The organism is Streptomyces sp. S6, from assembly GCF_054880855.1.
The window spans coordinates 1-24411 of sequence record NZ_JBTYMC010000085.1 but is presented as its reverse complement, the minus strand read 5'-3'; the positions used below and the strand labels follow the sequence as shown (position 1 = coordinate 24411).

The following is a 24411-nucleotide window of genomic DNA, read 5'->3' as shown; positions in this document are numbered from 1 at the left end:
AACCCGAAATCCGCACCGGCACGATCGTCCCGCCCGCGACCGAGAACGAGCGGATCGTCTGCGCGGCCGTCGCGAAGGTGCTGCGCCTCGACGAGGTCGGCGTCGACCAGGCCGCCCGCCTGCTGTGCGGCACCACCGCCGCCGCGCTCAGCCCGGCGCACGCCTACCGGATCCTCACCGAGGCCCGCGTGTACGACGCCGGCGCGCGTCCGGCGCCGTCCGTCGAGGCCGGTTCGCTCGACCTGCTGCCGTCGCTGCCGATGCTGCTCGGGCACGTCCTCGCGGCCGTCGCCGCCGGGTGGCTGCTGCGGCGTGGGGACAGTGCGCTGCTGCGGCTGATCGGGCTGTCCGTGCGCGGGGTCGCGGAGGGGGCGCTCGTCCGCTCCCTGCGCGGGGCGCTCACACTGGTGCGCGCGCTGCTCGCGGGGTTGCCCGGGGTGCCGGGGAAGGGTCCGCGCGCCCCTCACGCGGACCGGCTCACGCCGCCTCGGCTGCGGCACAGGGAACTTCAGCACACGGTCGTCAGGCGGGGGCCGCCCGCGGGGGCGTTCGCTCTCGCCGCCTGACACGACGGGCCGTCTCTTTTCGGTCGCCGTCGTGCGGCACGCCCCCATGCCTTGTCATGGGTCTGCGGTACGACCATCGGACCGCAACGGCGTGCCCCTCACCCGACCTCACTCACCGTGGAGTGCCCACACCATGAAGTCCGTTCGCACGCCCCGCCGTCTCCTCGCCGCCTCCGCCCTCGCCGGGACGGCCGTCCTCGCGCTGTCCTCGCCGGCCTTCGCGCACGTCTCCGTGGTGCCGGAGGGCACCGCCGCCAAGGGCGGTTACGCGGTCATCGACTTCCGTGTCCCGAACGAGCGCGACGACGCCTCGACGGTGAAGATGGAGGTCACCTTCCCGGCCGACCACCCGCTCGCGTCGGTGATGCCGCAGCCGGTCGAGGGCTGGTCGGTCGTCGTCACCAAGGGGAAGCTCGCCAAGCCGCTGAGCGTGCACGGCAAGCAGATCACCGAGGCCGTCACGAAGGTCACCTGGACCGCGACCGCCCCCGACAAGGGCATCCAGCCCGGCTTCATCCAGCAGTTCCCCCTCTCGGTCGGCGCGCTGCCCGAGGACACCGACTCGATCGTCTTCAAGGCGCTCCAGACGTACTCCAACAAGGAGGTCGTCCGCTGGATCGAGGTGCAGGCGGACGGCGCCGAGGAGCCCGAGTACCCGGCCCCCAAGCTCGCCCTGTCCGCCGCGAAGGGTGACGGCCACCACGACAGCGGCGCCACCGACACCGCCGCCGCTGCCAAGACGACGACCACGGCGTCGTCGTCCGCCGCCGACAGCACCGACACCACCGCCCGGGTCCTGGGCGTCGTCGGCATCGTCGTCGGGGTCGCCGGGGTCGCGTACGGCGTCCTCGCGGGGCGGCGTCGTAGCACCGCGCCCGACGCCTGATCCACGCCCCCCCTCACGAACATCTGGGACATTTCTCTATGCGCATCTCCACTCACAGGACGGCGTACGCCACGGCCGCCCTGCTCGCCGCCGCCCTGTTCACCCTCTCCGCGTGCGGCGGCGGGGACAGTGACGGCGGCTCGTCGGTCGCCTCGGTCACCGAGGACGGGGGCAACACGAAGGCGGCGATCGTGCTGGACCAGCCCTTCACCAAGCCGAACCTGGTGCTCACCGACACGCAGGGCAAGAAGTACGACCTGCGGGCCGAGACCAAGGGGAGGCCGGTGCTGCTGTACTTCGGGTACACGCACTGCCCCGACGTCTGCCCGCTGACCATGAGCAACATCGCGGTCGCCAAGTCGAAGCTGTCCAAGGCGGAGCAGGACGCGCTGCGGATCGTGTTCGTGACGACCGACCCCGCGCGGGACACCCCGGCGGCGCTGACCTCCTGGCTCAAGGGGATCGACCCGCAGGTCGTCGGGCTGACCGGTGACTTCGCGACGATCCAGGCCGCCGCCCGCACGGTCGGCATCGTCATCGAGCCGCCGCACAAGGACAAGAACGGCAAGATGGTCTCCACGCACGGCACGCAGGTGGTCGCGTTCTCGCCGAAGACCGACGCGGGGTACGTCCTCTACACGGAGAAGGCGACCGTCGACGACTACATCAAGGACCTGCCGAAGCTCGTGCAGGGGGCGAAGCCGTGAGGTTCGCGGCCGTAGGAGCCGGGGCGGTGCTGCTGCTCGCCGGGTGCTCGTCGTCCTCCGGGAGCGGGCCGTCCCTGTCCGTCGGCGCCGCCTACCTCCCGCAGCCCGTCTCCGACATGGCCGCCGGGTTCCTGACCATCAGCAACAAGGGCGGGACGAAGGACGAGCTGACGTCCGTGACCAGTTCCTTCGGGCCGGTCACCATGCACGAGACCAGCGGCGGGACGATGTCCGGCGTCACGTCCCTGCCGGTGCCCGCGCACGGTCAACTCGTGTTCAAGAGCGGCGGTAACCATCTGATGTTCGAGAAGCTGGAGCGACGGCCGAAGCAGGGCGAGAAAGTGACCGTGACCCTGCACTTCGCCGAGTCGAAGGCCATGAAGGTCGAGATTCCGGTGGAGTCGGCCACGTACATCCCGAAGACCGGGAACTGAGGGAGGGAAACACACATGCCGTCGGCCACCACCTCGCGCGTGCGCACCTGGGTGCTGCTGTTCCTGGCTGTCACGGGAGCGCTCCTCGCCGGTGCCGCGCCCGCGTCCGCCCACGCCGCGCTCACCGGCAGCGATCCCACGCAGGGGTCGGTGGTCGCGCAGGCACCCACCCAGGTGACGCTCACGTTCTCCGAGAAGATCGCCACCAGCGCGGACTCCGTACGCGTCCTCGACCCCAAGGGCAACCGCGTCGACGCGGGCAAGCCGAACAACACGGACGGCGCGAGCTACGCCGTCCCGCTGCGCGGCGGGCTGCCCGACGGGACGTACACGGTGACGTACCAGATCGTCTCCGAGGACAGTCATCCCGTCGCCGGGGCGTTCACGTTCTCCATCGGGGCGCCGTCCCAGACGAGCGTCTCGTCGTCCGTGCGGGAAGCGGGCGGCGGGGTCGTGGGGGCGCTCTACGACACCGGGCGGTATCTGTCGTACGCCGGGTTCATCGTCCTCGTCGGCGGGGCCGCGTTCGTGCTGGCCTGCTGGTCGCGGGGGAGTTCGGTGCGGGCCGTACAGCGGCTCGTCGTCGGGGGGTGGCTGACGCTCACCGCCTCGACGCTGTTCCTGCTGCTCGTGCGCGGGTCGTACACCGGGTCCGGGAAGGTCGGGGACATCTTCGACCTCGCGCTCCTCGGGGACGTCCTCCAGACCAAGTCGGGGGCCGCGCTGGTCTCCCGGCTGCTGCTCCTGGCCGCCGCCGCGCTGTTCATCGCGGTGCTGTTCGGGGCCTACGACAAGCGGGAGGACGAGGAGAAGCGGGACCTGACGTTCGGGCTCGCCGTCGGCGGGACGGTCGTCGCCGCCGGGCTCGCGGCGAGCTGGGCGCTGGCCGAGCACGCGTCCACCGGGGTTCAGGCGGGTATCGCGATGCCCGTCGACATCGTGCACCTGCTGGCCGTCGCGCTGTGGCTGGGCGGGCTGACGACCCTGCTGGTCGCCCTGTACCGGGCGCCCGCGGACCGGCCCGTGGAGGCGTCCGCCGTCCGCCGTTTCTCGCAGATCGCCTTCGGCAGCGTCCTCGCGCTGGTCGCCACCGGGATCTACCAGTCCTGGCGGCAACTGGGCTCGTGGTCGGCGTTCACGGAGACGACGTACGGGCAACTGCTGCTGGTGAAGATCGGGCTGGTGGTGGTGCTGGTGGGGGTCGCTTCGGTGTCGCGGCGGTGGACGGGGCGGCTGGCCGAGGCCGGGGACACCGAGGTTGTCGCCACTGAGGCCGTCACCACGGTGAGCGCCTCCGGTGACGACCGCAAGCGCGCCGCCCAGCTCGCCCGGCAGCAGGCCGCCGTCGACTCCGCCCGGCAGAAGAAGCTGCGGGACGGGGACGCGAACCGGTTCGGGCTGCGGCGGTCCGTGCTGGCGGAGGCCGGCGTCGCCGTCGTGCTGCTGGCCGTGACGACGATCCTGACGTCGACCGAGCCGGGTCGGACCGAGCTGGACGCCAAGGCCGCGGGCTCCGTGTCGTCGTCCACGCTCCCCTCGGACGGCACCGGTGGGGCGCTGACGCTGGACATGAGCTTCGACACCGGCGGCGCCAAGGGGAAGGGCGTCGTCACCGTGGACATGGACCCCGCAGGGACCGGGCCCAACGAGATGCACGTCTATGTGACCGACGCGAACGGCCAGCCCTTCGACGTCCCCGAGCTGAAGGTCTCCTTCACCCTCGAATCCCAGAAGATCGGGCCCCTGCCCGTCACCCCCGACCACATCACCACCGGTCACTGGGCGAAGAACGGAGTACAGATCCCGGTGGCCGGCGAATGGAAGGTCGCCGTCACCGTCCGGACCTCCGACATCGACCAGACGACCATCTCCAAGAACGCGCAGATCGGCTGAACCGTGACCCTTTCGGAGCCCCGTACGACCCAGGAAACGCCCGCTTCGCAGCAGGGCGGCCTCTCGCGCCGCGCCCTGCTCGGCACCGCCGGAGCCACCGGGCTGGTGCTCGGGGCGGGGGCGGGGGCCGGTGTCGGCTATGCCGCCGCGCCGAGCGAGGCGACCCCGCTCAGCTCCGTGGGCTCCGGCGAGGTCGTGTTTCACGTGAAACATCAGCCCGGCATCCTCCAGGGGCTCCAGGCGAAGGGCCATGTCCTCGCGTTCGACCTGGCCGCCGGGGCGGGCCGCAAGGAGGCCGCCGCGCTGCTGCGCCGCTGGTCGCGGACGGCCGAGCGGCTGATGGCCGGGGAGACCTCGGGGGAGGGGGACACGGGAATCGCGCTCGACGCGGGTCCTTCGTCCCTGACGATCACCTTCGGGTTCGGGCACAGCTTCTTCGCGAAGACCGGTCTGGAGAAACAGCGCCCGGTCGCCCTGGACCCGCTGCCGAGCTTCTCCTCCGACCGGCTGGACAAGACCCGCAGCGACGGGGACCTGTGGGTGCAGATCGGTGCGGACGACGCTCTCGTCGCCTTCCACGCCCTGCGCGCGATCCAGAAGGACGCGGGGAGCGCGGCGAAGGTCCGCTGGCAGATGAACGGCTTCAACCGCTCGCCGGGTGCCACCTCCCACCCCATGACGGCCCGGAATCTCATGGGCCAGATGGACGGGACGCGCAATCCGAAGCCGTCCGAGTCCGACTTCGACCGGCGGATCTTCGTCCCCGCCTCCGGTTCGGAGAACCCCGCGTGGATGGCGAACGGCTCCTACGCCGTCGTCCGGCGGATCCGGATGCTCCTCGACGACTGGGAGAAGCTGACGGTCGCGGCCCAGGAGCAGGTCGTCGGGCGGCGGAAGGCGGACGGGGCCGCGCTGTCCGGGGGGTCGGAGACGACCGCGATGGACCTGGAGAAGACGGACGCGAAGGGGGATCTGGTGGTGCCGCTCAACGCGCACGCGCGGATCTCCCGGCCGGATCAGAACGGGGGGGCCGCGATACTGCGGCGGCCGTTCTCGTTCCACGACGGGATCGACGCGGACGGGACACCTGACGCCGGTCTGCTCTTCATCTGCTGGCAGGCGGATCCGTTGCGGGGCTTCGTGACGGTGCAGCGGAAGCTGGATCGCGGGGACGCGCTGTCGAAGTACATCCGGCACGAGTCGAGCGGGCTGTTCGCGGTGCCGGGTGGGGCGGAGAAGGGTGGATACGTCGGGCAAGCCCTGCTGGAGGGCCATTAGGGTGAGGGCATGCCTGCCAGCTATGCGTATCTCGGTCCTGAAGGCACCTTCACGGAGGTCGCCCTGCGGACGTTGCCGGAGACGGCGACCCGGCAACTGATCCCGTACGTGTCGGTGCAGTCCGCGCTGGACGCGGTGCGGTCCGGGGAGGCCGAGGCGGCGTTCGTGCCGATCGAGAACTCCGTCGAGGGCGGGATCACCCCGACCCTCGACGCGCTGGTCGCGGGCACCCCGCTGATGATCTACCGCGAGGTGCTGCTGTCGATCACCTTCGCGCTGCTGGTCAGGCCCGGTACGAAGCTCTCCGAGATCAAGACGGTCTCCGCACACCCGGCGGCCCAGCCGCAGGTGCGGAACTGGATGAAGAAGCATCTGCCGGACGCGGTCTGGGAGTCGGCCGCCTCGAACGCGGACGCCGCGCGCCTGGTCCAGGAGGGCCGCTACGACGCCGCCTTCGCCGGTGAGTTCGCCGCCGCCCGGTACGGCCTGGAGGCCCTGGAGACCGGCATCCACGACGCGGAGAACGCGCAGACCCGGTTCGTCCTCGTGGGCCGTCCGGCCCGGCCCGCCGCGCCGACCGGTGCCGACAAGACGTCCGTCGTGCTGTGGCAGCGCGACGACCACCCCGGCGGGCTGCGCGATCTGCTGGGCGAGTTCGCGACGCGGGGCATCAACCTGATGGTGCTCCAGTCCCGGCCGACCGGTGCGGGGATCGGCAACTACTGCTTCTGCGTCGACGCCGAGGGGCACATCAACGACCGGCGGGTGGCCGAGGCGCTGATGGGGCTCAAGCGGATCTGCCGCGAGGTGCGGTTCCTGGGGTCGTACCCGAGGGCCGACGTGGTCGACGCGGGGGAGGTCGCGATGCCGTTCCCGGGGACGTCGGACGCGGAGTTCGTGGCGGCGTCGGAGTGGGTCGCGCGGTGCCAGGACGGGCGCTTCTAGCCAGTCGTACTGGCATATCGCGGTTATCCACAGAAGTTATCCACAGGTGGGCTTCTCGACCTGGGGATAAGTCGACTGCGCGAGGGTGTTCAGTCGACAAATCGCCTCACAGACCTCCGGCCCGTCCACCAGCGAGTCAGTCACTCTTCGTCCACCTGTTTCCGTCGCGCCATCCTTTGGAGCGACGCGTTTCCACTCGAAAGTGGATGCGAGGTGTGTTTAGGACAGAATCTCGCGGGGCGAGCCGACGTGAGAGAAAGATCATTTTCGATATCCACAGATCTTCCTCACACCCTGTGGATAACTTTTCCCGGGGTGTGGATCACTGTGGACAACCGATCCCCAAGTCCCGTTTTCCACAAGGCAGTCAGGTCAACATCGAGCCATTCACGTGCCCCGTCTCAGGGAGTGGGACGCATTCCTTTGACGCGTGCGGCAATTCCCTCATAACGGTTTATTCGGGGCACGTTCGGGGTTCGGCAATAGTCGGTCGTAGGGTGTCCGCCCACACCGGTAGCCTTGGGCCTGTGATTGACCTTCGCCTGCTCCGTGAGGACCCCGACCGTGTGCGCGCGTCGCAGCGCGCCCGTGGAGAGGACGTCGCGCTCGTCGACTCCCTCCTGTCCGCCGACGAGCGGCGCAGGTCGTCCGGCGTCCGCTTCGACGAACTCCGTGCCGAGCAGAAGCAGCTCGGCAAGCTGATCCCCAAGGCCGCCGCGGACGAGAAGGCGGAGCTGCTCAAGAAGGCCGAGCAGCTCAAGGCCGACGTGAAGGCCGCCGACGCCGAGCGCGACGCGGCCGACACCGAGACGCAGGAGCTGCTGCTGCGGCTCGGCAACCTCGTCCACCCCGCCGTCCCCGTCGGCGGTGAGGAGGACTTCGTCACGCTGGAGACGCACGGCGAGATCCGTGACTTCTCCGCCGAGGGCTTCGAGCCCAAGGACCACCTGGAGCTGGGCCAGCTCCTCGGCGCGATCGACGTCGAGCGGGGGGCCAAGGTCTCCGGCTCGCGCTTCTACTTCCTGACCGGGGTCGGCGCGCTGCTTGAGCTGGCACTGGTCAACGCGGCGATCGCGCAGGCCACGGCCGCCGGGTTCACGCCGATGCTGACGCCCGCGCTGGTGCGTCCGCAGTCGATGGCCGGCACCGGGTTCCTCGGGCAGGCCGCGCAGGACGTCTACCACCTCGACAAGGACGACCTCTACCTCGTCGGCACGTCCGAGGTCGCGCTCGCCGCGTACCACATGGACGAGATCCTCGACGCGGAGCGGCTGCCGCTGCGGTACGCCGGGTTCTCGCCCTGCTTCCGCCGCGAGGCCGGGTCGCACGGCAAGGACACGAAGGGCATCTTCCGCGTCCACCAGTTCGACAAGGTCGAGATGTTCTCCTACGTCGCCCCCGAGGACTCGGAGGCGGAGCACCAGCGGCTGCTGGACTGGGAGAAGCAGTGGCTGACGTCGCTGGAGCTGCCGTTCCGCGTCATCGACGTCGCGAGCGGTGACCTCGGCTCGTCCGCCGCCCGCAAGTTCGACTGCGAGGCGTGGATCCCGACGCAGGGGAAGTACCGGGAGCTGACGTCGACGTCCGACTGCACGGAGTTCCAGTCGCGCCGGCTGTCCATCCGCTACCGCGAGGGCAAGACGGTCCGGCCGCTGGCCACGCTCAACGGCACGCTGTGCGCGGTGCCTCGGACGATCGTCGCGATCCTGGAGAACCATCAGCAGGCGGACGGGTCCGTGCGGGTACCCGCGGTGCTTCGGCCGTTCCTGGGCGGGCGTGAGGTGCTGGAGCCGACCGGGGTCTGAGGGGTGTCCTCGAACCAGGGGGGTTCCGGGTGAGTGTGGGCGACTTGAGTGGAGCTGGCCGTAGCGTGGGTGCAAGTGAACATGTGGTGGGCGAGGCCCCGGAGAGCGGCGCGGGGAGTTTTCCCTACAAGCTGATCGCCACCGACCTCGACGGCACGCTGTTGCGGTCCGACGAGTCGGTCAGCCCGCGTACCCTCGCCGCCCTCACCGCGGCGACCTCGGCGGGGGCCACCCACATCGTCGTCACCGGCCGCGCGGTCCCCTGGACCCGGCACATCCTCGACGACCTCGGCTACACCGGCCTCGCCGTGTGCGGACAGGGCGCGCAGGTGTACGACGCCGGCGCGCACCGGCTGCTGACGTCCGTGACGCTGGACCGGCAGCTCGCCGGGGTCGCCCTCGCGAAGATCGAGGCGGAGGTCGGGCCCCTGTATCTCGCCGCCAGCCGGGACGGGCTGGACGGGGAGGTGCTGGTCGGGCCGGGATACACCAGCATCGGCAACCTGCCGGCGACGCCGCTCACGGAGGTCGCCGAGCTGTGGGCCGCGCCGCTGAACAAGATCTACATCCAGCATCCGACGCTGACCGACGACGAGCTGGCGGAGGCCGCGCGTAGGTCCGCCGGAGGGTTCGTCACCATCGCCATGGCCGGCGAGGGGATAGTGGAACTCCTCCCCCTCGGCCTCTCCAAGGCCACCGGCCTCTCCCTCGCCGCACGCCGGCTCCGCCTCAAGTCCACCGACACGATCGCCTTCGGCGACATGCCGAACGACCTGCCGATGTTCGCGTGGTCCGCGCGGGGGGTGGCCATGGCCAACGCCCACGCGGAGCTGAAGGCTGTGGCGGACGAGGTGACGGCGTCCAATGAGGAGGATGGGATCGCGGTGGTGTTGGAGCGGTTGTTGGGCTGAGGGGGGTTGGGGGTGCGGGTTGGGGCGGCTGAGGTGAGGGCGTTTCACTCACCCGCGCTTGCGGGGGGGCACGGGTATGGCGGCGTAGCCGCCACTTAGGGGCGCGGGGAACTGCGCGAACGGCCACAGCGGACCCGCAGCCGCCCATTCACCGAAACCACCCGAGTCAGTGGGCGTCGCTGGTTCTGAGGGCCGCCTGCCACGTCCATGACGTCTGGCGCGGGAGCCCATCCAGTTCACCGCGGCCGGTGCACCAGAGGAGTACCTGGGCGGGATCGCCGGGCGGGGCGGTGGGGAAGAGGCGGTTCAGGACACCTGCGCTCAGCGGAGCTGGTGGCAGCCAGTCCACGGACAGTCCCCGCGTGATGTCGTGGGTGTGCAGCAGGATTTCGGCGACGCCCATCGCGGCGAACCCCTCGGGATCGCACGGGCCCCAGTGCCAGGCCCTCACCTCCGGTCCGGCCGTGGCCAGCGCGCTGCCGAGCAGGCGACCGCAGGCGGTGACGGCCTGGAGCACTTCGGCGGGCGTGGCGGTGGGGCGGACGTGCAGGTCCATGGGGAGATACGCGTCGACGGGCTGCGCCGCGAGCTGTCCCGCGTAGGCCAGGAGGTCGTGGCCGATGTGCTCGGCGGTCTGTCGGCAGGTCCAGTCGACGGGGCCTGCGGGGACCGTCCAGTCCTCAGCGGTACGGGGACCGAGGACCGCCAGCATCTCTGTCAGAGCGGCGTCGACGTCCTGGTGGTCCATGTGGAGGCTCCTCGCGGTCCAGAACTCTGCTCACGTCGGTCATAGCGACCGGCCCCACTTCCAGCGGAGGATGCACGGATCGAACGTGCGCGGGGTTTCACCCCCGACCACGGCTGCTTCTGATCGAACACAGTGCAAGCCGGTGCCTTACCCCTCGGCCAATCCTCCGGGTGGGCGGCCCACGCGAGAGTGACATCGCGTGCTCGAAGCGGCCGCCCCGGGCAGTTCTCGTGAGCGGACTCGGACGGAGTGAGCGACTACTCCGGAGCCCGCGACGGACTGCCCTGACGGAAGCGGAACGTACTGCCGTGCATGGGCATCGCCCCGCTCCTCTCCCTGCACGTGACGCCGGGACGATCCCGGCGGGGTGGACACAACTACTGTGCCTGCTCAGGTGAGTTGACCGCCACCGAATAAAACGCGGACGAGCCGCCCACCGACTCCCCGTTCCCTCCCGCCCGCTACTCCCCCGACCCCGCGAGCGAACCGGCCTCCAACCCGCCGGCCCTGCGAGCGAGCCCACCCGCCACTCCCTCGCCTCCGCGAGCGAACCGGCCCAAGCCCTCCGGCCCCGCGAGCGAGCCCGCCCCCAACCCTCCGGCCCCGCGAGCGAGCCCGCCCTGCAACCCTCGCCGCCCCAAAGAAAAGCGGCCCCTACTTCCTCCGCCACCGCTTCCGCCGGGCCTTGCTGAAGAACCACCCCGCCGGAGGCTCGTCCGACCTCCACGGCTGGGGCTGTGGTGCCTCACGGCTCCAGCGGGCGGAGAGCATCCGCGCGCGGGCGGACGGTTCGGCGGACTCGGCGGACCGTATGAAGTCCTCGTCGAGCACGACGTCGTCCCAGCTCTCCTCAGCCATCCCCGTTCCCTCCTGCCCCTCGTCCCTGCCCGTCCCCTTTGCGCCAGTGTGCCTTGACGGAGGTGAAACCTCCGTCAAGGCCGACCGGCACCGCACAGACGCTCTCACTCCCCCTGGCTCACTCCTCCCCGGCGAGCGTCAGCGACCGCAGCTTCTGCCCCGCGTACCAGGTCGCGAGCCCGGTGACGACGACCAGCAGGACGGTGGCCGTGGTGAGCCCGACGTCGGAGACGACGAGGTCCCCGCCGGTCACCTCATGGGCCACGGCGAGCGACCACTGCTGGATGCTCAGCGTCTTCGCCCCGGACACGAGGGACCCGAACAGCGCCTCCCAGACGAGCGCGTAGACGAGCCCGAACACCACGGCGTGCCGCGAGACGGTACCGAGGAGCAGGAAGACGGCGGCGTAGGCGATGGACGCGACGAGCGCGGCGACGGTGTACGCGACGGCGATCTGCTGGCCGTTGCCGTTGAGGATGAACCCGGCGACGAACATCGGCAGCGCCGAGAACACCATGGTCACGGCGATAGCGACGATCAGTTTCGTGAAGATGATCGTCGGCCGCTTGATCGGCTTGGACAGCAGGTACACCACGGACCCGTCGTCGATCTCGGGCCCGATCGCGCCGGTCCCGGCGATGACACCGATGATCGGCACCATCGTGGCGAGCCCGAGCCCGCCCAGCAGGTCGACCGCGGTCTGATCGTCCGCCCCGGCGAGGAACCGGACGATCACGGCGATGGCGATGAGCAGCATCGGCAGCGCGCCGAGGATGAGGGCCCGGCGACGGCCGAGCAGGGCCCGGTAGGTGAGCCGGGCGACAGTGGGGTCGTACATCTTGGCCTCCTACGCCGCGACCAGGTAAGAGAACACGGATTCGAGGGACTCGTCGGACGGCGAGACGGCGAGGAGCCGGATGCCGTGGTCCCGGGCCACCCGCGGCAGCAGGGCGGTGAAGCGGCCGAAGTCGACGGCCTGGACGAGCAGCGCGCCCTCCTTCTTGTCGACCTCGATGCCGGCGGTCGACGGGTCGGCGATCAGCGCCGCGGCGAGTGCGCGGTCGTCGCTGGAGCGGACCACGTAGCGGTGCGGCCGGTCGGTCATGAGGCGGCGGATGCGGCGGAAGTCGCCGCTCGCGGCGTGCCGGCCCGCGACGATGACCTCGATGTGCCGGGCGAGTTGCTCGACCTCCTCCAGGATGTGCGAGGAGAACAGGACCGTGCGGCCCTCGTCGCCCATGCGGCGCAGCAGGTCCATGAGCTGCATGCGCTGGCGGGGGTCCATGCCGTTGAAGGGTTCGTCGAGCAGGAGCAGCGACGGGTCGTGGACCAGGGCGCTGGCCATCTTCACGCGCTGGCGCATGCCCTTGGAGTACGTCTGGATCTTGCGGTCCTGCGCGTACTCCATCTCGACGGTGGCCAGCGCCCGCTGGGCGGCCTTGACGCCGAGGCCGTGCAGTTCGGCGTTGGCGACGACGAACTCGCGGCCGGTGAGGAAGTCGTACATCGCCTCGCGTTCGGGGACGATGCCGATGTGCTGGTAGATCTCCTCGTTGCGCCAGACGGGGGCGCCGTCGAGGGTGACGGTGCCGGTGGAGGGGGCGAGGAAGCCGCCCATCATGTTGATGAGGGTGGACTTGCCCGCGCCGTTGGGGCCGAGGAGGCCGGTGACGCCGGGGCCGATCGTCATGGTGATGTCGTTGACGGCGACCACGTTGCCGAACCAGCGGGAGACGTGGTCGAGGGAGAGCGTGGTCACAGGCCCACCTTCCGGTAGCGGCGGATCAGCAGGCCGTAGCAGGCGGCGATGAGTCCGAGGGTGACGAGGACGTAGACCGCGCCTTCGGCGTTGGAGGGGCCCACCGCTCCGGGGAAGGCGGATTCGGCGCCGAGGAACGCGGACTGGACGCCGTCGATCAGCGTGATCGGCGAGAACAGGCCGATCCAGGGGATGGAGCTGTCGCTGTGCTGGGCGTTGGCGATGGCCTGGAGGGTGGAGACGGCGCCGTAGGAGATGGTGAGGACGGCGATGACGGCGGCGATGCCGAAGCCGCGCCGGGGGGTGACGGCGGCGATGACCAGGCCGAGGCCGGCGAGGAGCAGGGAGAGCAGGGTCACGGAGACGATTCCCTGGGCGAAGCCCTTGGTCTGGTCGGCGAAGTCGAGTTTGGCGAGCAGCGCGCCCACGTAGAGGACGAGCAGTGGGGCCGCGGTGAGCGCGAAGAGCGCGGAGGCGAGCGCGGCGAACTTCGCGAGGACGTAGTCGACGGTCTCGATGGGGCGCGAGAAGTACAGCGGGACCGTCTTGAAGCGCAGGTCCCGGGAGACCGACTGGGGCGCCTGGGAGGCGACGTACAGGCTGATGACGGCCTGCATGACGATCGCGTAGCGCGTGTAGTCCAGGGGGAGTTCCTTGGCCTTCGTGGCGACCGCGACGGCGACCATGATGGCGGCCGGTACGAGCATCACGACGAACAGGAGCATCGGCAGGACCTTGGACTTCGCCGAGCGGCCGAGGCCGTAGGCGCCGCGCAGGGACTGGGCGTACAGCGAGCGGCGGGCGTAGGCGCGGCCGAGGCGGGGGCCGTCGTAGCCCCGGTAGCCGATGTCGTGGATGCGGGAGGTCTCGCCCGCTGTCTGGTCAACCGCCATGGCCGACGGCCTCCTTGCGCTGCTGGTCGCCCTGTTCGTCGGCGGTGGTGAAGACCTCGGAGATGTGGTGTCTGCGCTGTTCCATGCGGACCAGGCCGAGGCCGAGGCCGGCGACGGTGTCGCGGACGAGGTCGTAGGTCTCCTCGCTCTGTGCCGTCAGCAGGAGGAGGTGGCCGGCGCCGGGGAGGCCGGCGCCGCCGTCCTGGACGTCCGCGCCGTGGGCGAGGAGGGCCTCGCGCAGGGCCTTCGTGCCGTCCGGGTGGGTCTCGGTGTCGGTGACCTCGACCGCCAGTGTCGTCGTGGTCTGGGTGAAGTCGGTGGTGGAGCTGGAGCGCAGGAGTTTGCCGCCGTCGACCACGACGACGTGGTCGCAGGTGCGTTCCAGTTCGCCGAGGAGGTGGGAGGTGACCAGGACGGAGATGCCGAAGTCGGTGTGGATGCGGCGGATCAGGCCGAGCATCTCGTCGCGCCCGACGGGGTCGAGGCCGTTGGTCGGCTCGTCGAGGAAGACCAGGCGGGGGTCGTGGACGAGGGCCTGGGCGAGCTTGACGCGCTGTTTCATGCCCGTGGAGTAGCCGCCGATGGGGCGGTAGCGCTCCTCGTACAGCCCGACGTGCCGCAGGGTGTCGGCGGTGCGTTCGCGGGCGGCGGTGGGCGGCAGGCCGGACATGCGGGCCATGTGGACCACGAACTCGGTCGCCGAGACGTCCGGCGGGAGGCAGTCGTGTTCCGGCATGTAGCCGACGCGTTCGCGGATCTCCGCGCCTTTGGTCGCGACGTCGAGGCCGAGCACTTCGGCGCGGCCCTCGCTCGCGGGGGACAGACCCAGGAGGATCTTGATCAGGGTGGACTTGCCGGCGCCGTTGGCTCCGACGAGTCCGGTCACACCGGGTCCGATGTCCACGGACAGCCGGTCGAGAGCGGTCACCCTCGGGAACCGCTTGCTCAGGCTTTCGGTCGCGATCACAGTCACAGGTCCGAAGGTAGTGACTCCGACCACATCCGGTCGTCACCCCGTAGAGCCGTCTTCATGCCCACCTTCAGATGTAGGGGACGCCTAAGGGATGCCCTACCTGAGAGGTACGGGTGCGGCCGGATCCCGTGCGTCACCCCCTATTGACGGTTTCTCTAACAAGTGCCAGATTCGGCGTGGTCAAGTTACGGACGCGTATCGCAACCGCACGGTGAGGTGGGCATGACAACGGCAGTGACCCTCGGTTCCCCCGCCGAGCTGCGGGGATTCCGCCAGGTCCAGCGGCTCGCCTACGAGTGCGCGCAGGACGTGGCGTCCCGGCTGACACCGGGCGTGACCGAACGCGAGGCCGCCCGCATGCAGCGCCACTGGATGCGCGAGCGCGGCGTGCGGGACTGGTTCCACCTCCCGTTCGCCTGGTTCGGCGACCGCACCGCGTTCGCGAACTTCCGCGTCCCCCTCCAGTTCTTCCCCACGAACCGCCGCCTGGAGCCCGGGATGCCGTACATCCTGGACCTCGCCCCGGTGTACGAGGGTTACACCGCCGACGTCGGCTTCTCGGGGTCGCTCGGCGCCAACCCCGTCCAGGAACGCCTGATGGCCGACCTGGAGGCGCACCGGGACCTGATCCTGGCGGAGGTCCGCGAGCGCAGGTCGCTGCGGGAGATCTACCAGGACGTGGACCGCCTCATGGCCCGCCAGGGCTACGCGAACCGCCACCGCGCGTACCCCTTCGGAGTGATCGCGCACAAGGTCGACCGCGTGACGCAGCGCCGTTTCTCCCCGCACCTGTTCGGCTTCGGCGCCCAGTCCCTGAAGGGGCTCGCCTCGGACGCCCTGCGCGGGCACCGCGACGGCTGGTCCCCGCTCTGGTCGCCGTACCGTTTCTCCGACCACCCGCCGCAGCCGGGCCTGTGGGCGGTCGAACCGCATCTCGGATTCCGTGGCACCGGCGCGAAGTTCGAGGAGATCCTTGTCGTGACGGACTCCAAGGACGCGGCGGAGAGCGCGTTCTGGCTGGACGACGACCTGCCGCACGTGCGGCGCTGGGCGGAGGGGAAGTGACGATGCTCGACGGGGCGCGCGAACGCCGGATCAGTACCGGCGGGATCGAGCTGTGCGTGGCGGAACTCGGCGAGCGGGGCAACCCCGTCGTCGTCCTCGTGCACGGCTACCCGGACACGAAGGAGGTGTGGTCGCCGGTCGCGACACGCCTCGCGGAGCGGTTCCACGTGGTGCTGTACGACGTGCGCGGGCACGGGAGTTCGAGCGCGCCCAAGCCGCTGCGGGGCGGGTTCACGCTGGAGAAGCTGACGGACGACTTCCTCGCCGTGATCGACGCGGTGAGTCCGGGGCGGCCGGTGCACCTCGTGGGGCACGACTGGGGGTCCGTGCAGTCCTGGGAGTTCGTGACGGTCGCCCGCACGGAGGGCCGTATCGCCTCCTTCACATCGATGTCGGGGCCGTCCCTCGACCACGTCGGCCACTGGATCAACCGCCGCCTGCACAGGCCGACTCCACGCCAGGTCGGCCAACTCCTCGGCCAGGGCGCCAAGTCGTGGTACGTGTACGCGCTGCACGCCCCGGCGCTGCCCGAACTGGCCTGGCGGGGACCGCTCGGCAAGCGCTGGCCGGCGATGCTGCGCCGCACGGAGAAGCTCAGCGACCCCGGGTACCCGACCCCGTCGCTGCCCTCGGACGCGGCGCACGGCGCGTGGTTGTACCGGGACAACGTCCGTGCCCGGCTGAGCCGTCCGCGCGCCGACGCGTACGCGCACGCGCCCGTGCAGCTCATCACGCCGCTCGACGACGCGTTCCTCTCGCCGCGGCTGTACGACGAGTTGGAGACGTGGGCGCCTCGTCTGACCCGGCGCACGCTCCCGGCGAAGCACTGGATCCCGCGCACCCGGCCCGACCAAGTGGCCTCCTGGATCACCGAGTTCGTCACCTCCGTCGAGGCCGGGCGGGCGCGGGCCGGCACTGCGAACGGGGCGCACGCGGAGCGGTTCGCCGGGCAGCTCGTGCTGGTCACAGGCGCGGGCAGCGGCATCGGGCGGGCCACCGCGTTCGCCTTCGCGGAGGCGGGCGCGCGGGTGATCGCCGTCGACCGGGACGCCGAAAGCGCCACGCGGACGGCCGAGTTGGCGCGTCTCGTGGGCGCGCGGGAGGCGTGGGCGGAGACCGTGGACGTCTCCGACGAGAAGGCGATGGAGGAACTCGCCGACCGGGTCGGTGAGTTGTACGGGGTCGTCGATGTGCTGGTCAACAACGCCGGCATCGGGATCTCGGGGTCGTTCTTCGACACGACCACCGAGGACTGGCGGCGCGTTCTGGACGTCAACCTGTGGGGCGTCATTCATGGTTGCCGGCTTTTCGGGCGGGCCATGGTCGAGCGCGGCCAGGGCGGTCACATCGTGAACATCGCGTCGGCCGCCGCGTACCAGCCGTCGCGCGCGCTGCCCGCGTACGGCACCTCCAAAGCGGCCGTCCTCATGCTGAGCGAGTCCCTGCGCGCGGAGTTGGCGGGCAAGGGGATCGGTGTGAGCGCGATCTGTCCCGGGCTGGTCAACACGGGCATCACCTCGACCGCGACGTTCGTCGGCGTCGACGCTCGGGAGCAGGAGCGGCGCCGGGAGCGTTCCTCGCGGATGTACGGGCGGCGCAACTACCCGCCGGAGAAGGTCGCCGACGCGATCGTCCGCGCGGTGATCCGCAACGACGCCGTCGTCCCGGTGACGCCGGAGGCGAAGGGGTCGCGGCTGCTGTCGCGGCTGTCGCCAAGGGTGTTGAGGGCGCTGGCGCGGTACGAGCCGCGCGGGTAGAGGAGTTGATGAAGTGCGGCTCACAGGGCCCCAGTTGCCCAAATGCCGCATTTCACCCGCCAGTTATCCACAGAATCCCCAATTCCCCTGTGGATAACTACGGTTGGTTGTGGATCAAACCTGGGGACGAAAATTGGGTGCGTGATCCACATCTCTCTTCGCACACTGAGGGGATGACCACCGACCATCGCACCGTGAAGGTCTCCAAGTACCTCTCCAAACACCTCCGCCACCAGCCGGAGCGCATAGGCCTACGCCTCGACGAGGCAGGCTGGACGGAGATCTCCGCCCTCCTCGCGGCCACCGCCGCCCACGGCTTCCCCATCACCCGCGCGGAACTGGACCACGTGGTCGCCACCAACGACAAAAAGCGCTTCGCCGTCGACGGCACCCGCATCCGCGCCAGCCAGGGCCACACCATCACCGTCGACCTGGCCCTCCCCGCCTCCATCCCACCCCCGCACCTCTACCACGGCACCAACCCCCGCGCCCTCCCCTCCATCCGCACCGAGGGCCTCCGCCCCATGAACCGCCACGCCGTCCACCTCTCCCCCGACCGCGAGACCGCCACCCGCGTGGGCGCCCGCCGGGGCCGTCCCGTCGTCCTGACGGTGGACTCCGGGGCGATGCACCGCGACGGACACGTGTTCCAGGTCAGCGCGAACGGGGTGTGGCTGACGGAGGGGGTGCCGGTGGAGTACATCCGGTTCGGGGAGGGGCACTGACCGGGCGCCGGGATCACGGGGACACCCTGCCGCCGCACCCCCTCAGCCGAGCTGCGCGAGCCCTTCCGTCGCGATGGTCTCGAAGACGGCCGGATCGGTGGCGAAGTCCGAGTCCGGGACGGGCCAGTGGATCACGAGCTCGGTGAAGCCGAGCTCGGCGTGGCGGCCGGCGAAGTCGACGAAGGCGTTCAGGGAGCTGAGGGGACGGGCGCGGTCCGGGGTGAAGCCGGTCAGGAGGATCTTGTCCAGGCCTGAGGGGTCACGGCCGATGTCCGCGCAGGCCTTGCCGAGCTTGTCGAGCTGGCCGCGGAGTGCTTCGACCGACTGCTCCGGGGTTCCCGTCTCGAAAAGCTTCGGGTCGCCGGTCGTCACCCATGCCTGACCGTGCCGGGCGGCCAGCCCCATGCCGGACGGCCCGGTCGCCGCGACGGCGAAGGGCAGCCGGGGACGCTGGACACAGCCGGGGATGTTCCGCGCCTCCTCCGCCGCGTAGAAGGGGCCCCTGGCCGAGACACGCTCCTCGGTGAGCAGGCGGTCGAGGAGGGACACGAAGTCGGCGAAGTGGGCGGCCCGTTCACGGGGAGTCCACGCCTCCTGCCCCAGGGCGGTGGCGTCGAAGCCGTTGCCGCCGGCGCCGATACCGAGGGTGATCCGGCCGCCGGAGATGTCGTCGAGCGTGATCAGCTCTTTGGCGAGCGTCACCGGGTGCCGGAAGTTGGGGGAGGTCACCAGCGTCCCGAGCCGCAGCCGCTCGGTCGCCGTGGCAGCCGCCGTCAGCGTCGGCACCGCGCCGAACCACGGCTTCTCACGGAAGCTCCGCCAGGACAGGTGGTCGTAGGTGTACGCGGCGTGGAAGCCGAGATCCTCGGCCCGCCGCCAGATCTTCTGGCCCTCGCTCCAGCGGTGGATGGGAAGGATCACCGTACTCAGTCGCATGCCATCGACCCTACGCCGAGTTCAGGACATGCACGGCTGGAGAGCGGACCGGCGCCTGCTCGTCACCGGCGGTCGGCCGGCACCCGGTACAGGTACCGGCAGGCCTCGTCCTCGGTGCCGAAGCGGTGCTCCACGAAAACCTGCCCACGCTCCCAGCCGCCGACGAACCAGCGCCCGTCGAGGTCGAGGCCGAGCACGGCACCGCCCTCGATCAGCCGACCGCCGGGAGCCGCTCCCCGGATCGCGTACATGCTCCCGTCCACCCCCGTCTCGGCCTCTCCGATCGAGCCGGCCCAAGGACGCGGAGGCCAGCGGAGGCCAGAGGCGTGGCCCGCAGCGGCCTTGGATTTTCGGCAGCTCTCCTGAGCCGCCTGCATCTCATACCCGCGCTCGCCACCCACCCCAGCACCCCCCATACGCGAGAATGCCCCCGTGACCTCAGCAACCCGACAGCCCCAGACCCCCTCCGCCGCCCACCCCCCGCGCCTGATCGCCACCGACCTCGACGGAACGTTGCTGGGGGACGACGGAAGGGTGTCCCCCCGGACGGTCGCCGCGCTGGCGGCGGCCGAGGACGCGGGGATCGAGGTGTTCTTCGTGACCGGCCGCCCGGCGAGGTGGATGGACGCGGTGAGCGCCCACGTCCACGGCCACGGCCTGGCGATCTGCGGAAACGGCGCGGCGGTGGTCGACCTGCACGGCGGTCCGGAAGCCCACAGCTTCGTGAAGGTCCGGAAGCTGGCCAGGGAGAACGCCCTGGACGCCGTACGCCTGCTGCGCGAGGTCGCGCCGGGCACGATGTACGCGGTGGAGCAGACGTACGGGTTCCACCAGGAGCCCGACTACCCCAAGATGCACATGGAGATACCGGACTCCCTCGCCCCCGCGGAGGACCTGCTCGCCCCGGACGGCCCCGGCGCCCGGGAACCGGTCCTGAAGATCCTCGCCTTCCACCCCACCCTGGACCCGGACGAGTTCCTCACCCTGGCCCGCGAGGCCATCGGTGAGCGCGCCTCGGTCACCCGCTCCAGCCCCAGCGCCCTCCTGGAGATCGCGGGCCCCGGCGTCTCCAAGGCCAGCACCCTCGCCCTGTGCTGCGCGGAACGCGGCATCGCTCCCGAGGAGGTCGTCGCCTTCGGGGACATGCCGAACGACGTCGAGATGCTCACCTGGGCGGGCCGCTCCTACGCGATGGGCAACGCCCACCCGGACGTGATCGCGGCGGCGTCGGGCCGGACGGCCGCGAACAACGAGGACGGCGTGGCGGTCGTGATCGAGAAGCTGGTGGCGGAGCGGGCGTAGCCGCTGAGGCTCGGCTTGGAAGCAAGGCTCCGGATGCGGATGTTTCACGTGAAACAGAGTCGGATGTTTCACGTGAAACGGTGCGAATGTTTCACGTGAAACCGTAAGAGGCGTCCGCCATGGCAAGCGGTCCCCACCCCAGCCTCACTCCTCCTCACCCCAACCGCACCCCCCGATCCCCCAGCCAAGGCACCGGATTCACCGCCGACCCCATCTCCGGCGTCACCCGCACCTCGAAGTGCAGATGAGGCCCCGTGGAGTTCCCGGTGGTCCCGGTCTGCCCGATCCACTGCCCGGCAGCGACCCGCTCACCCGGATCGACGGCGACGGACGCCAGGTGCGCGTACTGGGTGAAGTACCCGCCGGGATGACTGACGACGACCTGGACACCGAACCCGTCACCGCAGCTCACCCGGACGACCCGCCCGGCACCGACCGCACGGACGGGCGTCCCGATCGGCACGGCGAAGTCCTGGCCGGTGTGGCGGTGGGCCCAGCGCGCACCCCCGCTGCCGAAGGAAGCGGAGAGCCGGTACTCCTCGACCGGGGCCACCCACGCGCGCGTGGAGTACGACTGAGGCTGCGGCAGCCGGACCGCCCCGGGGCAGGCCCCCGCCGCGACGGACGCCGCCGCCTCCCCCTGGAGCCGCCACCGCGCCTCCTCCAGCTTGCGCTCGATGTCCCGCTTGAGCCCGGCGAGTTCGGCGGTGCGCCGCTCCAGTACCTGCCATGCCGACACCGCCCGCGCCCCGTCCGCAGCGAGCCGCTCCTCCACGGCCCGCCGCTTGCCGAGCGCGCTCCCGACGGCCAGGTTCGCCTGCGCGAGGACGTGCTGACCGCGCATCAACCGGTCGGGGTCGCCGTCCAGCACGATCCGGACGGCCATCGGCAGCCCGCCCCCGTCCCGGTACTGAGCCCGCGCGATCCGCCCGAGGTCCTCGCGCAGCCGGCCGAGCTCACGCAGCTCCTGCGCGCGCAGCTCCTCGTACCGCTGGGCCCTGGCCCGCTGTGTCTGAGCCTCACGGCGTCCGGCGTCGTACTCCTGGGACGCGGCGGCGGCCTCCTCGTACAACTTCGCGACCTGCGCCCCGAGCCCGTCGCCGAACCCGGTCTCGCCGTCGCCGGAGTGTCCGGCGGCGAGAGTGGGGCGGGCCGCGAGGACCACCGCCGCGCACAGCAGGGCCGGAACGAGCAGGGGGCGGCGGCGAGGTGAGCGCATGTCAGCGATCGTGGCCCAGGGGACCAGGGGTGTGCCTGTTCACGTCATACGACCGGGGGACAGCGCGTCCGGATGGCCCAACGCCGGGTGACACCTCGTCACGTCCGGTTGACGCGAACGCGCACCCCCTCGGCGTTCAGTGCGGCGCCTCCCACACCACCGTCGTCCCCCCGCCGCCCGCCCCGATCCCCGGCCCGTACCGGCTGTCCCCGCCGAGCGACTCCGCCCGCCGCGCGAGGTTCAGCAGCCCGCTGCGGCGACCGCCGTCGGCGATGCCGACACCGTCGTCCGCGACGGTCAGCCGTACGCCACCACGGCCCCCGGCGACCGTCACGGTGGCGTCGACCGTGACGTCGATCCGGGTCGCGTGAGCGTGCCGGAAGGCGTTGGAGAGGGCCTCACGCAGGGCGGCGACGAGGTTCTTGCCGGTCTCCTCGCCGACGAGGGCGTCGACGTCGCCGGTGAACCGGCAGCCGGGCGCGAAACCGAGCGGCACAGCGGCCATGGCAACCTCGCGCTGCACCTGTGTGCGCAGGTGGGACGGGGTGTCACCGGGGCCTTGTCGGAGGGCGAAGATGGCGGTGCGGATCTCCTGGATGGTGACGTCAAGTTCGTCGACGGCCCGCCCGACGCCCTCCCGCACCTCGGGCGTGACGGCCTCGCGCTGCGCGCCCTCCAGCGTCAGCCCTGCCGTGAACAGCCGCTGGACGACGAGATCGTGCAGGTCACGGGCGATCCGGTCGCGCTCCTCGAACACCACGAGCCGCTCCCGGTCGCGCTGCGCCTCGGCCGCGACCAGCGCCAGCGCGGCCTGCGCGGCGAACCGGCGGGCGAGTTCCCGCTCGGCCCCGGTGAACATCCGCCGGCCTTGTGCGCGGGCCATGCAGAGCGTGCCCAGGAAACGGCCGTCACTGCGCAGCGGGAGGAGCAGGACGGGGCCGAACTCCGGACCGTGGGAGATGACCGTGCGGGGGTCGGTGGCCGCGTCCTCGACGAGGACCTCCTGCCCCTCCAGGAGTGCCGTGACGAGGTCGCTGTCCGGCGGGATCACCTCGCCGAGCATCCCCGAGGGCCGGTCGGCGGCGACGGCTGCGATCTCCAGACCGCCCTCCTCGGCGGGCAGCAGGACGGCTCCGGCGGCGGCCTCGGCGAGGGTGCGGGCCTGTTCGGCGACGACCTGGAGCGCGTCGTCGGGGTCGTCGTCGGCCAGCAGTGCGGTGGTGACGGCGACGGAGCCGTCGATCCAGCGCTCCCGCTGCCGTGCCGCCTCGTACAGCCGCGCGTTGCCGATCGCGATGCCCGCCTCGCCGGCCAGGGCGCGCGCGAGGCCGAGGTCGGCGTCGTCGAACGGCCGCCCGTCGAGCCGCTCGGCGAGACAGAGGCTGCCGTAGAGCTCGCCGTGTGCCCGGACCGGCACGGCGAGCGGCCAGCCGGTGCCGTCACCGCCCTCCTCGACGGCCGCGTCCCGCACACCGAGGAGGGTCACAGCGGTCTCGGGGATGCGGTCCAGCTCGCCGCCGACGGCTCGCAGCGCTTCGAGGAGACGGCTCTCGGCCGGGTCGACTGCCATGAGAGCGAGGGTAATTCGCCCTATTTATCACGCAAGGCGAGCCGCACGTTCGTCACTCAAGGCGGGCCGCACGCCGGAGGACGGAGCAGCCCGCCCGGCACCCCCTCAGCCCGCCCCCACCAGCCCCTCCGCCGCCGCCTCCTGCTCGGCCATCCGCCGCAACGGCCCCTCGACAGCGACCAGCTCGGCGTACGCTCCCCGCTGCGCGATCCGCCCCTCCTCCAGCACGACCACCTCGTCCACCGCGTCGAGCCCGGCCAGCCGGTGGGTGATCAGCAGCGTCGTCCGTCCCTCGGTCGCGGCCAGCAGATCGGCCGTGAGCGCGTCGGCGGTCGGCAGGTCGAGGTGCTCGGCGGGCTCGTCGAGGACCAGCACGGGAAAGTCCGCGAGGAGCACGCGGGCCAGCGCGAGCCGCTGCCGCTGCCCGCCGGACAGCTTCGCGCCGTGCTCGCCGACGAGCGTGTCGAGGCCGTCCGGCAGAGCGTCGGCCCACTCCAGGAGCCGCGCCCGGCGCAGCGCGTCGCGCAGCTCGGCCTCGTCCGCGCCCTTCCGCGCGAGCAGCAGGTTCTCTCGGACGCTGGAGTCGAAGAGGTGCGCGTCCTGCGCGCACAGCCCGACAAGGCCGCGCACGTCGTCCCCGTCGAGCGCGTACGCGTCGACCCCGCCCAGCGTGTACGTCCCGGCCCGCGCGTCCAGGAACCGCAGGAGAGCCTGCGCGAGGGTCGTCTTCCCGGCCCCGGAAGGCCCGACGACGGCGATCCGGCGCCCTTCGACGAGTGTCAGATCGACCCCGGCGAGCGCGTCCCGCTCCTGCCCGTCGTACCGCGCCACGAGCCCCTTGACGACCAGCGGGAACGGCGTGACCGGCGCCTGCCGGGGCTGCTCCGGCTCGCGGACGGGCACGGGGGAGTCCAGCACCTCGTACACCCGCTCGGCGCTGCGCCGCACCCGCTGCCGGTACCGCACGGCGAGCGGCATACCGAGAACGGCCTCGAAGGCGGCCAGCGGTGTGAGGACCACGACCGCCATCGACACCCCGTCGAGCCGTCCGGAGACGACCCCCTGAGCCCCCACCAGCGCCGCCGCGGTGACCGTCAGCCCCGACACCAGCGCCGTCAGCCCGTCCCCCAGCGCCGTCGCCGCGGCCCCCCGCGACGCGATCCGCGTGAGCACCCCGTCAG

Annotated in this window: 23 protein-coding genes, 1 tRNA gene and 1 pseudogene; 13 read left to right on the top strand and 12 right to left on the bottom strand. The window is 71.3% G+C overall.

Annotated features, from left to right (window positions below):
• The 9 genes and pseudogenes from ACVNF4_RS14785 to ACVNF4_RS14745 all read left to right on the top strand — a co-directional run.
• Positions 1 to 566, top strand: a pseudogene (locus ACVNF4_RS14785) (hypothetical protein); the annotation flags it as partial.
• Between the two features lie 133 nt (positions 567 to 699).
• Positions 700 to 1452 carry a YcnI family copper-binding membrane protein gene (locus ACVNF4_RS14780; protein WP_461803254.1) on the top strand — a complete coding sequence of 251 codons (753 nt, stop codon included), beginning with the start codon at positions 700 to 702 and terminating at the stop codon, positions 1450 to 1452.
• Between the two features lie 38 nt (positions 1453 to 1490).
• On the top strand, positions 1491 to 2159 hold the full coding sequence (locus tag ACVNF4_RS14775) for an SCO family protein (protein WP_461803253.1): 669 nt from the start codon (positions 1491 to 1493) through the stop codon (positions 2157 to 2159).
• The gene (locus ACVNF4_RS14770) at positions 2156 to 2593 is read left to right on the top strand and encodes a copper chaperone PCu(A)C (RefSeq protein ID WP_461803252.1); all 438 of its coding nucleotides are present in this window, start codon (positions 2156 to 2158) and stop codon (positions 2591 to 2593) included. The genes ACVNF4_RS14775 and ACVNF4_RS14770 overlap by 4 nt, the downstream gene beginning before the upstream one ends.
• 15 nt (positions 2594 to 2608) lie before the next feature.
• Positions 2609 to 4486 carry a copper resistance CopC/CopD family protein gene (locus ACVNF4_RS14765; protein ID WP_461803251.1) on the top strand — a complete coding sequence of 626 codons (1878 nt, stop codon included), beginning with the start codon at positions 2609 to 2611 and terminating at the stop codon, positions 4484 to 4486.
• A 3-nt stretch (positions 4487 to 4489) separates the two neighbouring features.
• Positions 4490 to 5764 carry an iron uptake transporter deferrochelatase/peroxidase subunit gene (gene efeB, locus ACVNF4_RS14760; protein WP_461803250.1) on the top strand — a complete coding sequence of 425 codons (1275 nt, stop codon included), beginning with the start codon at positions 4490 to 4492 and terminating at the stop codon, positions 5762 to 5764.
• 9 nt (positions 5765 to 5773) lie between these two features.
• Complete coding sequence (gene pheA / locus ACVNF4_RS14755) at positions 5774 to 6709, top strand: prephenate dehydratase (RefSeq protein ID WP_461803249.1); 936 nt, start codon at positions 5774 to 5776, stop codon at positions 6707 to 6709.
• A gap of 527 nt (positions 6710 to 7236) precedes the next feature.
• Positions 7237 to 8514 carry a serine--tRNA ligase gene (gene serS / locus ACVNF4_RS14750; RefSeq protein ID WP_461803248.1) on the top strand — a complete coding sequence of 426 codons (1278 nt, stop codon included), beginning with the start codon at positions 7237 to 7239 and terminating at the stop codon, positions 8512 to 8514.
• 65 nt (positions 8515 to 8579) lie between these two features.
• Positions 8580 to 9425 (top strand): HAD family hydrolase, encoded by an 846-nt coding sequence (locus ACVNF4_RS14745; RefSeq protein ID WP_461803247.1) that lies wholly within the window; start codon positions 8580 to 8582, stop codon positions 9423 to 9425.
• A gap of 166 nt (positions 9426 to 9591) precedes the next feature.
• Here the strand turns inward: ACVNF4_RS14745 and ACVNF4_RS14740 are convergent, their stop codons facing one another.
• The 7 genes from ACVNF4_RS14740 to ACVNF4_RS14710 form a co-directional block, all read right to left on the bottom strand.
• On the bottom strand, positions 9592 to 10173 hold the full coding sequence (locus ACVNF4_RS14740) for a maleylpyruvate isomerase N-terminal domain-containing protein (protein WP_461803246.1): 582 nt from the start codon (positions 10171 to 10173) through the stop codon (positions 9592 to 9594).
• A 64-nt stretch (positions 10174 to 10237) separates the two neighbouring features.
• Positions 10238 to 10341: transfer RNA gene (locus ACVNF4_RS14735), tRNA-OTHER, on the bottom strand.
• A gap of 486 nt (positions 10342 to 10827) precedes the next feature.
• Complete coding sequence (locus ACVNF4_RS14730) at positions 10828 to 11109, bottom strand: SGM_3592 family protein (protein ID WP_461803245.1); 282 nt, start codon at positions 11107 to 11109, stop codon at positions 10828 to 10830.
• 40 nt (positions 11110 to 11149) lie between these two features.
• The gene (locus ACVNF4_RS14725; RefSeq protein WP_461803244.1) at positions 11150 to 11869 is read right to left on the bottom strand and encodes an ABC transporter permease; all 720 of its coding nucleotides are present in this window, start codon (positions 11867 to 11869) and stop codon (positions 11150 to 11152) included.
• Between the two features lie 9 nt (positions 11870 to 11878).
• Positions 11879 to 12790 (bottom strand): ABC transporter ATP-binding protein, encoded by a 912-nt coding sequence (locus ACVNF4_RS14720; RefSeq protein WP_461803243.1) that lies wholly within the window; start codon positions 12788 to 12790, stop codon positions 11879 to 11881.
• The gene (locus tag ACVNF4_RS14715; RefSeq protein WP_461803242.1) at positions 12787 to 13683 is read right to left on the bottom strand and encodes an ABC transporter permease; all 897 of its coding nucleotides are present in this window, start codon (positions 13681 to 13683) and stop codon (positions 12787 to 12789) included. Before ACVNF4_RS14715 ends, ACVNF4_RS14720 begins: the two co-directional genes overlap by 4 nt.
• Positions 13673 to 14650 (bottom strand): ABC transporter ATP-binding protein, encoded by a 978-nt coding sequence (locus tag ACVNF4_RS14710; protein WP_461803255.1) that lies wholly within the window; start codon positions 14648 to 14650, stop codon positions 13673 to 13675. The genes ACVNF4_RS14715 and ACVNF4_RS14710 overlap by 11 nt, the downstream gene beginning before the upstream one ends.
• 228 nt (positions 14651 to 14878) lie before the next feature.
• On the opposite strand from ACVNF4_RS14710, the gene ACVNF4_RS14705 reads away from it, so the two are divergent.
• The 3 genes from ACVNF4_RS14705 (at position 14879) to ACVNF4_RS14695 (ending at position 18203) form a co-directional block, all read left to right on the top strand.
• Entirely contained in the window at positions 14879 to 15721 is an 843-nt protein-coding gene (locus ACVNF4_RS14705) for a M24 family metallopeptidase (RefSeq protein ID WP_461803241.1), read from the top strand.
• Positions 15718 to 17478 carry an SDR family oxidoreductase gene (locus tag ACVNF4_RS14700; protein WP_461803240.1) on the top strand — a complete coding sequence of 587 codons (1761 nt, stop codon included), beginning with the start codon at positions 15718 to 15720 and terminating at the stop codon, positions 17476 to 17478. Before ACVNF4_RS14705 ends, ACVNF4_RS14700 begins: the two co-directional genes overlap by 4 nt.
• Positions 17479 to 17651: 173 nt before the next feature.
• Entirely contained in the window at positions 17652 to 18203 is a 552-nt protein-coding gene (locus ACVNF4_RS14695; protein WP_461803239.1) for an RNA 2'-phosphotransferase, read from the top strand.
• Between the two features lie 42 nt (positions 18204 to 18245).
• On the opposite strand, the gene ACVNF4_RS14690 is transcribed toward ACVNF4_RS14695, so the two are convergent.
• Together ACVNF4_RS14690 and ACVNF4_RS14685 are read right to left on the bottom strand one after the other, a co-directional pair.
• Positions 18246 to 19139: an LLM class flavin-dependent oxidoreductase gene (locus ACVNF4_RS14690; protein ID WP_461803238.1), complete on the bottom strand. Its 894-nt coding sequence runs from the start codon at positions 19137 to 19139 to the stop codon at positions 18246 to 18248.
• Positions 19140 to 19201: 62 nt separating this feature from the next.
• Positions 19202 to 19390, bottom strand: a complete 189-nt coding sequence (locus ACVNF4_RS14685; RefSeq protein WP_461803237.1) for a hypothetical protein — start codon at positions 19388 to 19390, stop codon at positions 19202 to 19204.
• 181 nt (positions 19391 to 19571) lie between these two features.
• Between ACVNF4_RS14685 and ACVNF4_RS14680 the strand changes: the two genes are divergently transcribed.
• Positions 19572 to 20441, top strand: coding sequence for a Cof-type HAD-IIB family hydrolase (locus ACVNF4_RS14680; protein WP_461803236.1), 870 nt, complete (start codon positions 19572 to 19574; stop codon positions 20439 to 20441).
• A 154-nt stretch (positions 20442 to 20595) separates the two neighbouring features.
• On the opposite strand, the gene ACVNF4_RS14675 is transcribed toward ACVNF4_RS14680, so the two are convergent.
• From ACVNF4_RS14675 to cydC, 3 genes are all read right to left on the bottom strand, one after another.
• Complete coding sequence (locus ACVNF4_RS14675) at positions 20596 to 21660, bottom strand: peptidoglycan DD-metalloendopeptidase family protein (protein ID WP_461803235.1); 1065 nt, start codon at positions 21658 to 21660, stop codon at positions 20596 to 20598.
• 136 nt (positions 21661 to 21796) lie between these two features.
• A complete protein-coding gene (locus ACVNF4_RS14670) occupies positions 21797 to 23230 on the bottom strand; it encodes a GAF domain-containing sensor histidine kinase (RefSeq protein ID WP_461803234.1) in 1434 nt (477 codons plus the stop codon).
• Positions 23231 to 23335: 105 nt separating this feature from the next.
• Positions 23336 to 24411, bottom strand: a 1076-nt coding sequence (gene cydC / locus ACVNF4_RS14665) for a thiol reductant ABC exporter subunit CydC (RefSeq protein ID WP_461803233.1), incomplete at its 5' end; no start/stop codon positions are given.

Bases quoted from the DNA above. Each gene is read 5' to 3' on its own strand.
- ACVNF4_RS14780 (WP_461803254.1), top strand. From the start codon at position 700: ATGAAGTCCGTTCGCACGCCCCGCCGTCTCCTCGCCGCCTCCGCCCTC.
- ACVNF4_RS14675 (WP_461803235.1), bottom strand. From the start codon at position 21,660: ATGCGCTCACCTCGCCGCCGCCCCCTGCTCGTTCCGGCCCTGCTGTGC.
- ACVNF4_RS14715 (WP_461803242.1), bottom strand. From the start codon at position 13,683: ATGGCGGTTGACCAGACAGCGGGCGAGACCTCCCGCATCCACGACATC.
- ACVNF4_RS14685 (WP_461803237.1), bottom strand. From the start codon at position 19,390: ATGTACGCGATCCGGGGAGCGGCTCCCGGCGGTCGGCTGATCGAGGGC.
- pheA (WP_461803249.1), top strand. From the start codon at position 5,774: ATGCCTGCCAGCTATGCGTATCTCGGTCCTGAAGGCACCTTCACGGAG.
- ACVNF4_RS14670 (WP_461803234.1), bottom strand. From the start codon at position 23,230: ATGGCAGTCGACCCGGCCGAGAGCCGTCTCCTCGAAGCGCTGCGAGCC.
- ACVNF4_RS14765 (WP_461803251.1), top strand. From the start codon at position 2,609: ATGCCGTCGGCCACCACCTCGCGCGTGCGCACCTGGGTGCTGCTGTTC.
- ACVNF4_RS14690 (WP_461803238.1), bottom strand. From the start codon at position 19,139: ATGCGACTGAGTACGGTGATCCTTCCCATCCACCGCTGGAGCGAGGGC.
- ACVNF4_RS14775 (WP_461803253.1), top strand. From the start codon at position 1,491: ATGCGCATCTCCACTCACAGGACGGCGTACGCCACGGCCGCCCTGCTC.
- ACVNF4_RS14740 (WP_461803246.1), bottom strand. From the start codon at position 10,173: ATGGACCACCAGGACGTCGACGCCGCTCTGACAGAGATGCTGGCGGTC.
- ACVNF4_RS14705 (WP_461803241.1), top strand. From the start codon at position 14,879: ATGACAACGGCAGTGACCCTCGGTTCCCCCGCCGAGCTGCGGGGATTC.
- ACVNF4_RS14725 (WP_461803244.1), bottom strand. From the start codon at position 11,869: ATGTACGACCCCACTGTCGCCCGGCTCACCTACCGGGCCCTGCTCGGC.
- ACVNF4_RS14695 (WP_461803239.1), top strand. From the start codon at position 17,652: ATGACCACCGACCATCGCACCGTGAAGGTCTCCAAGTACCTCTCCAAA.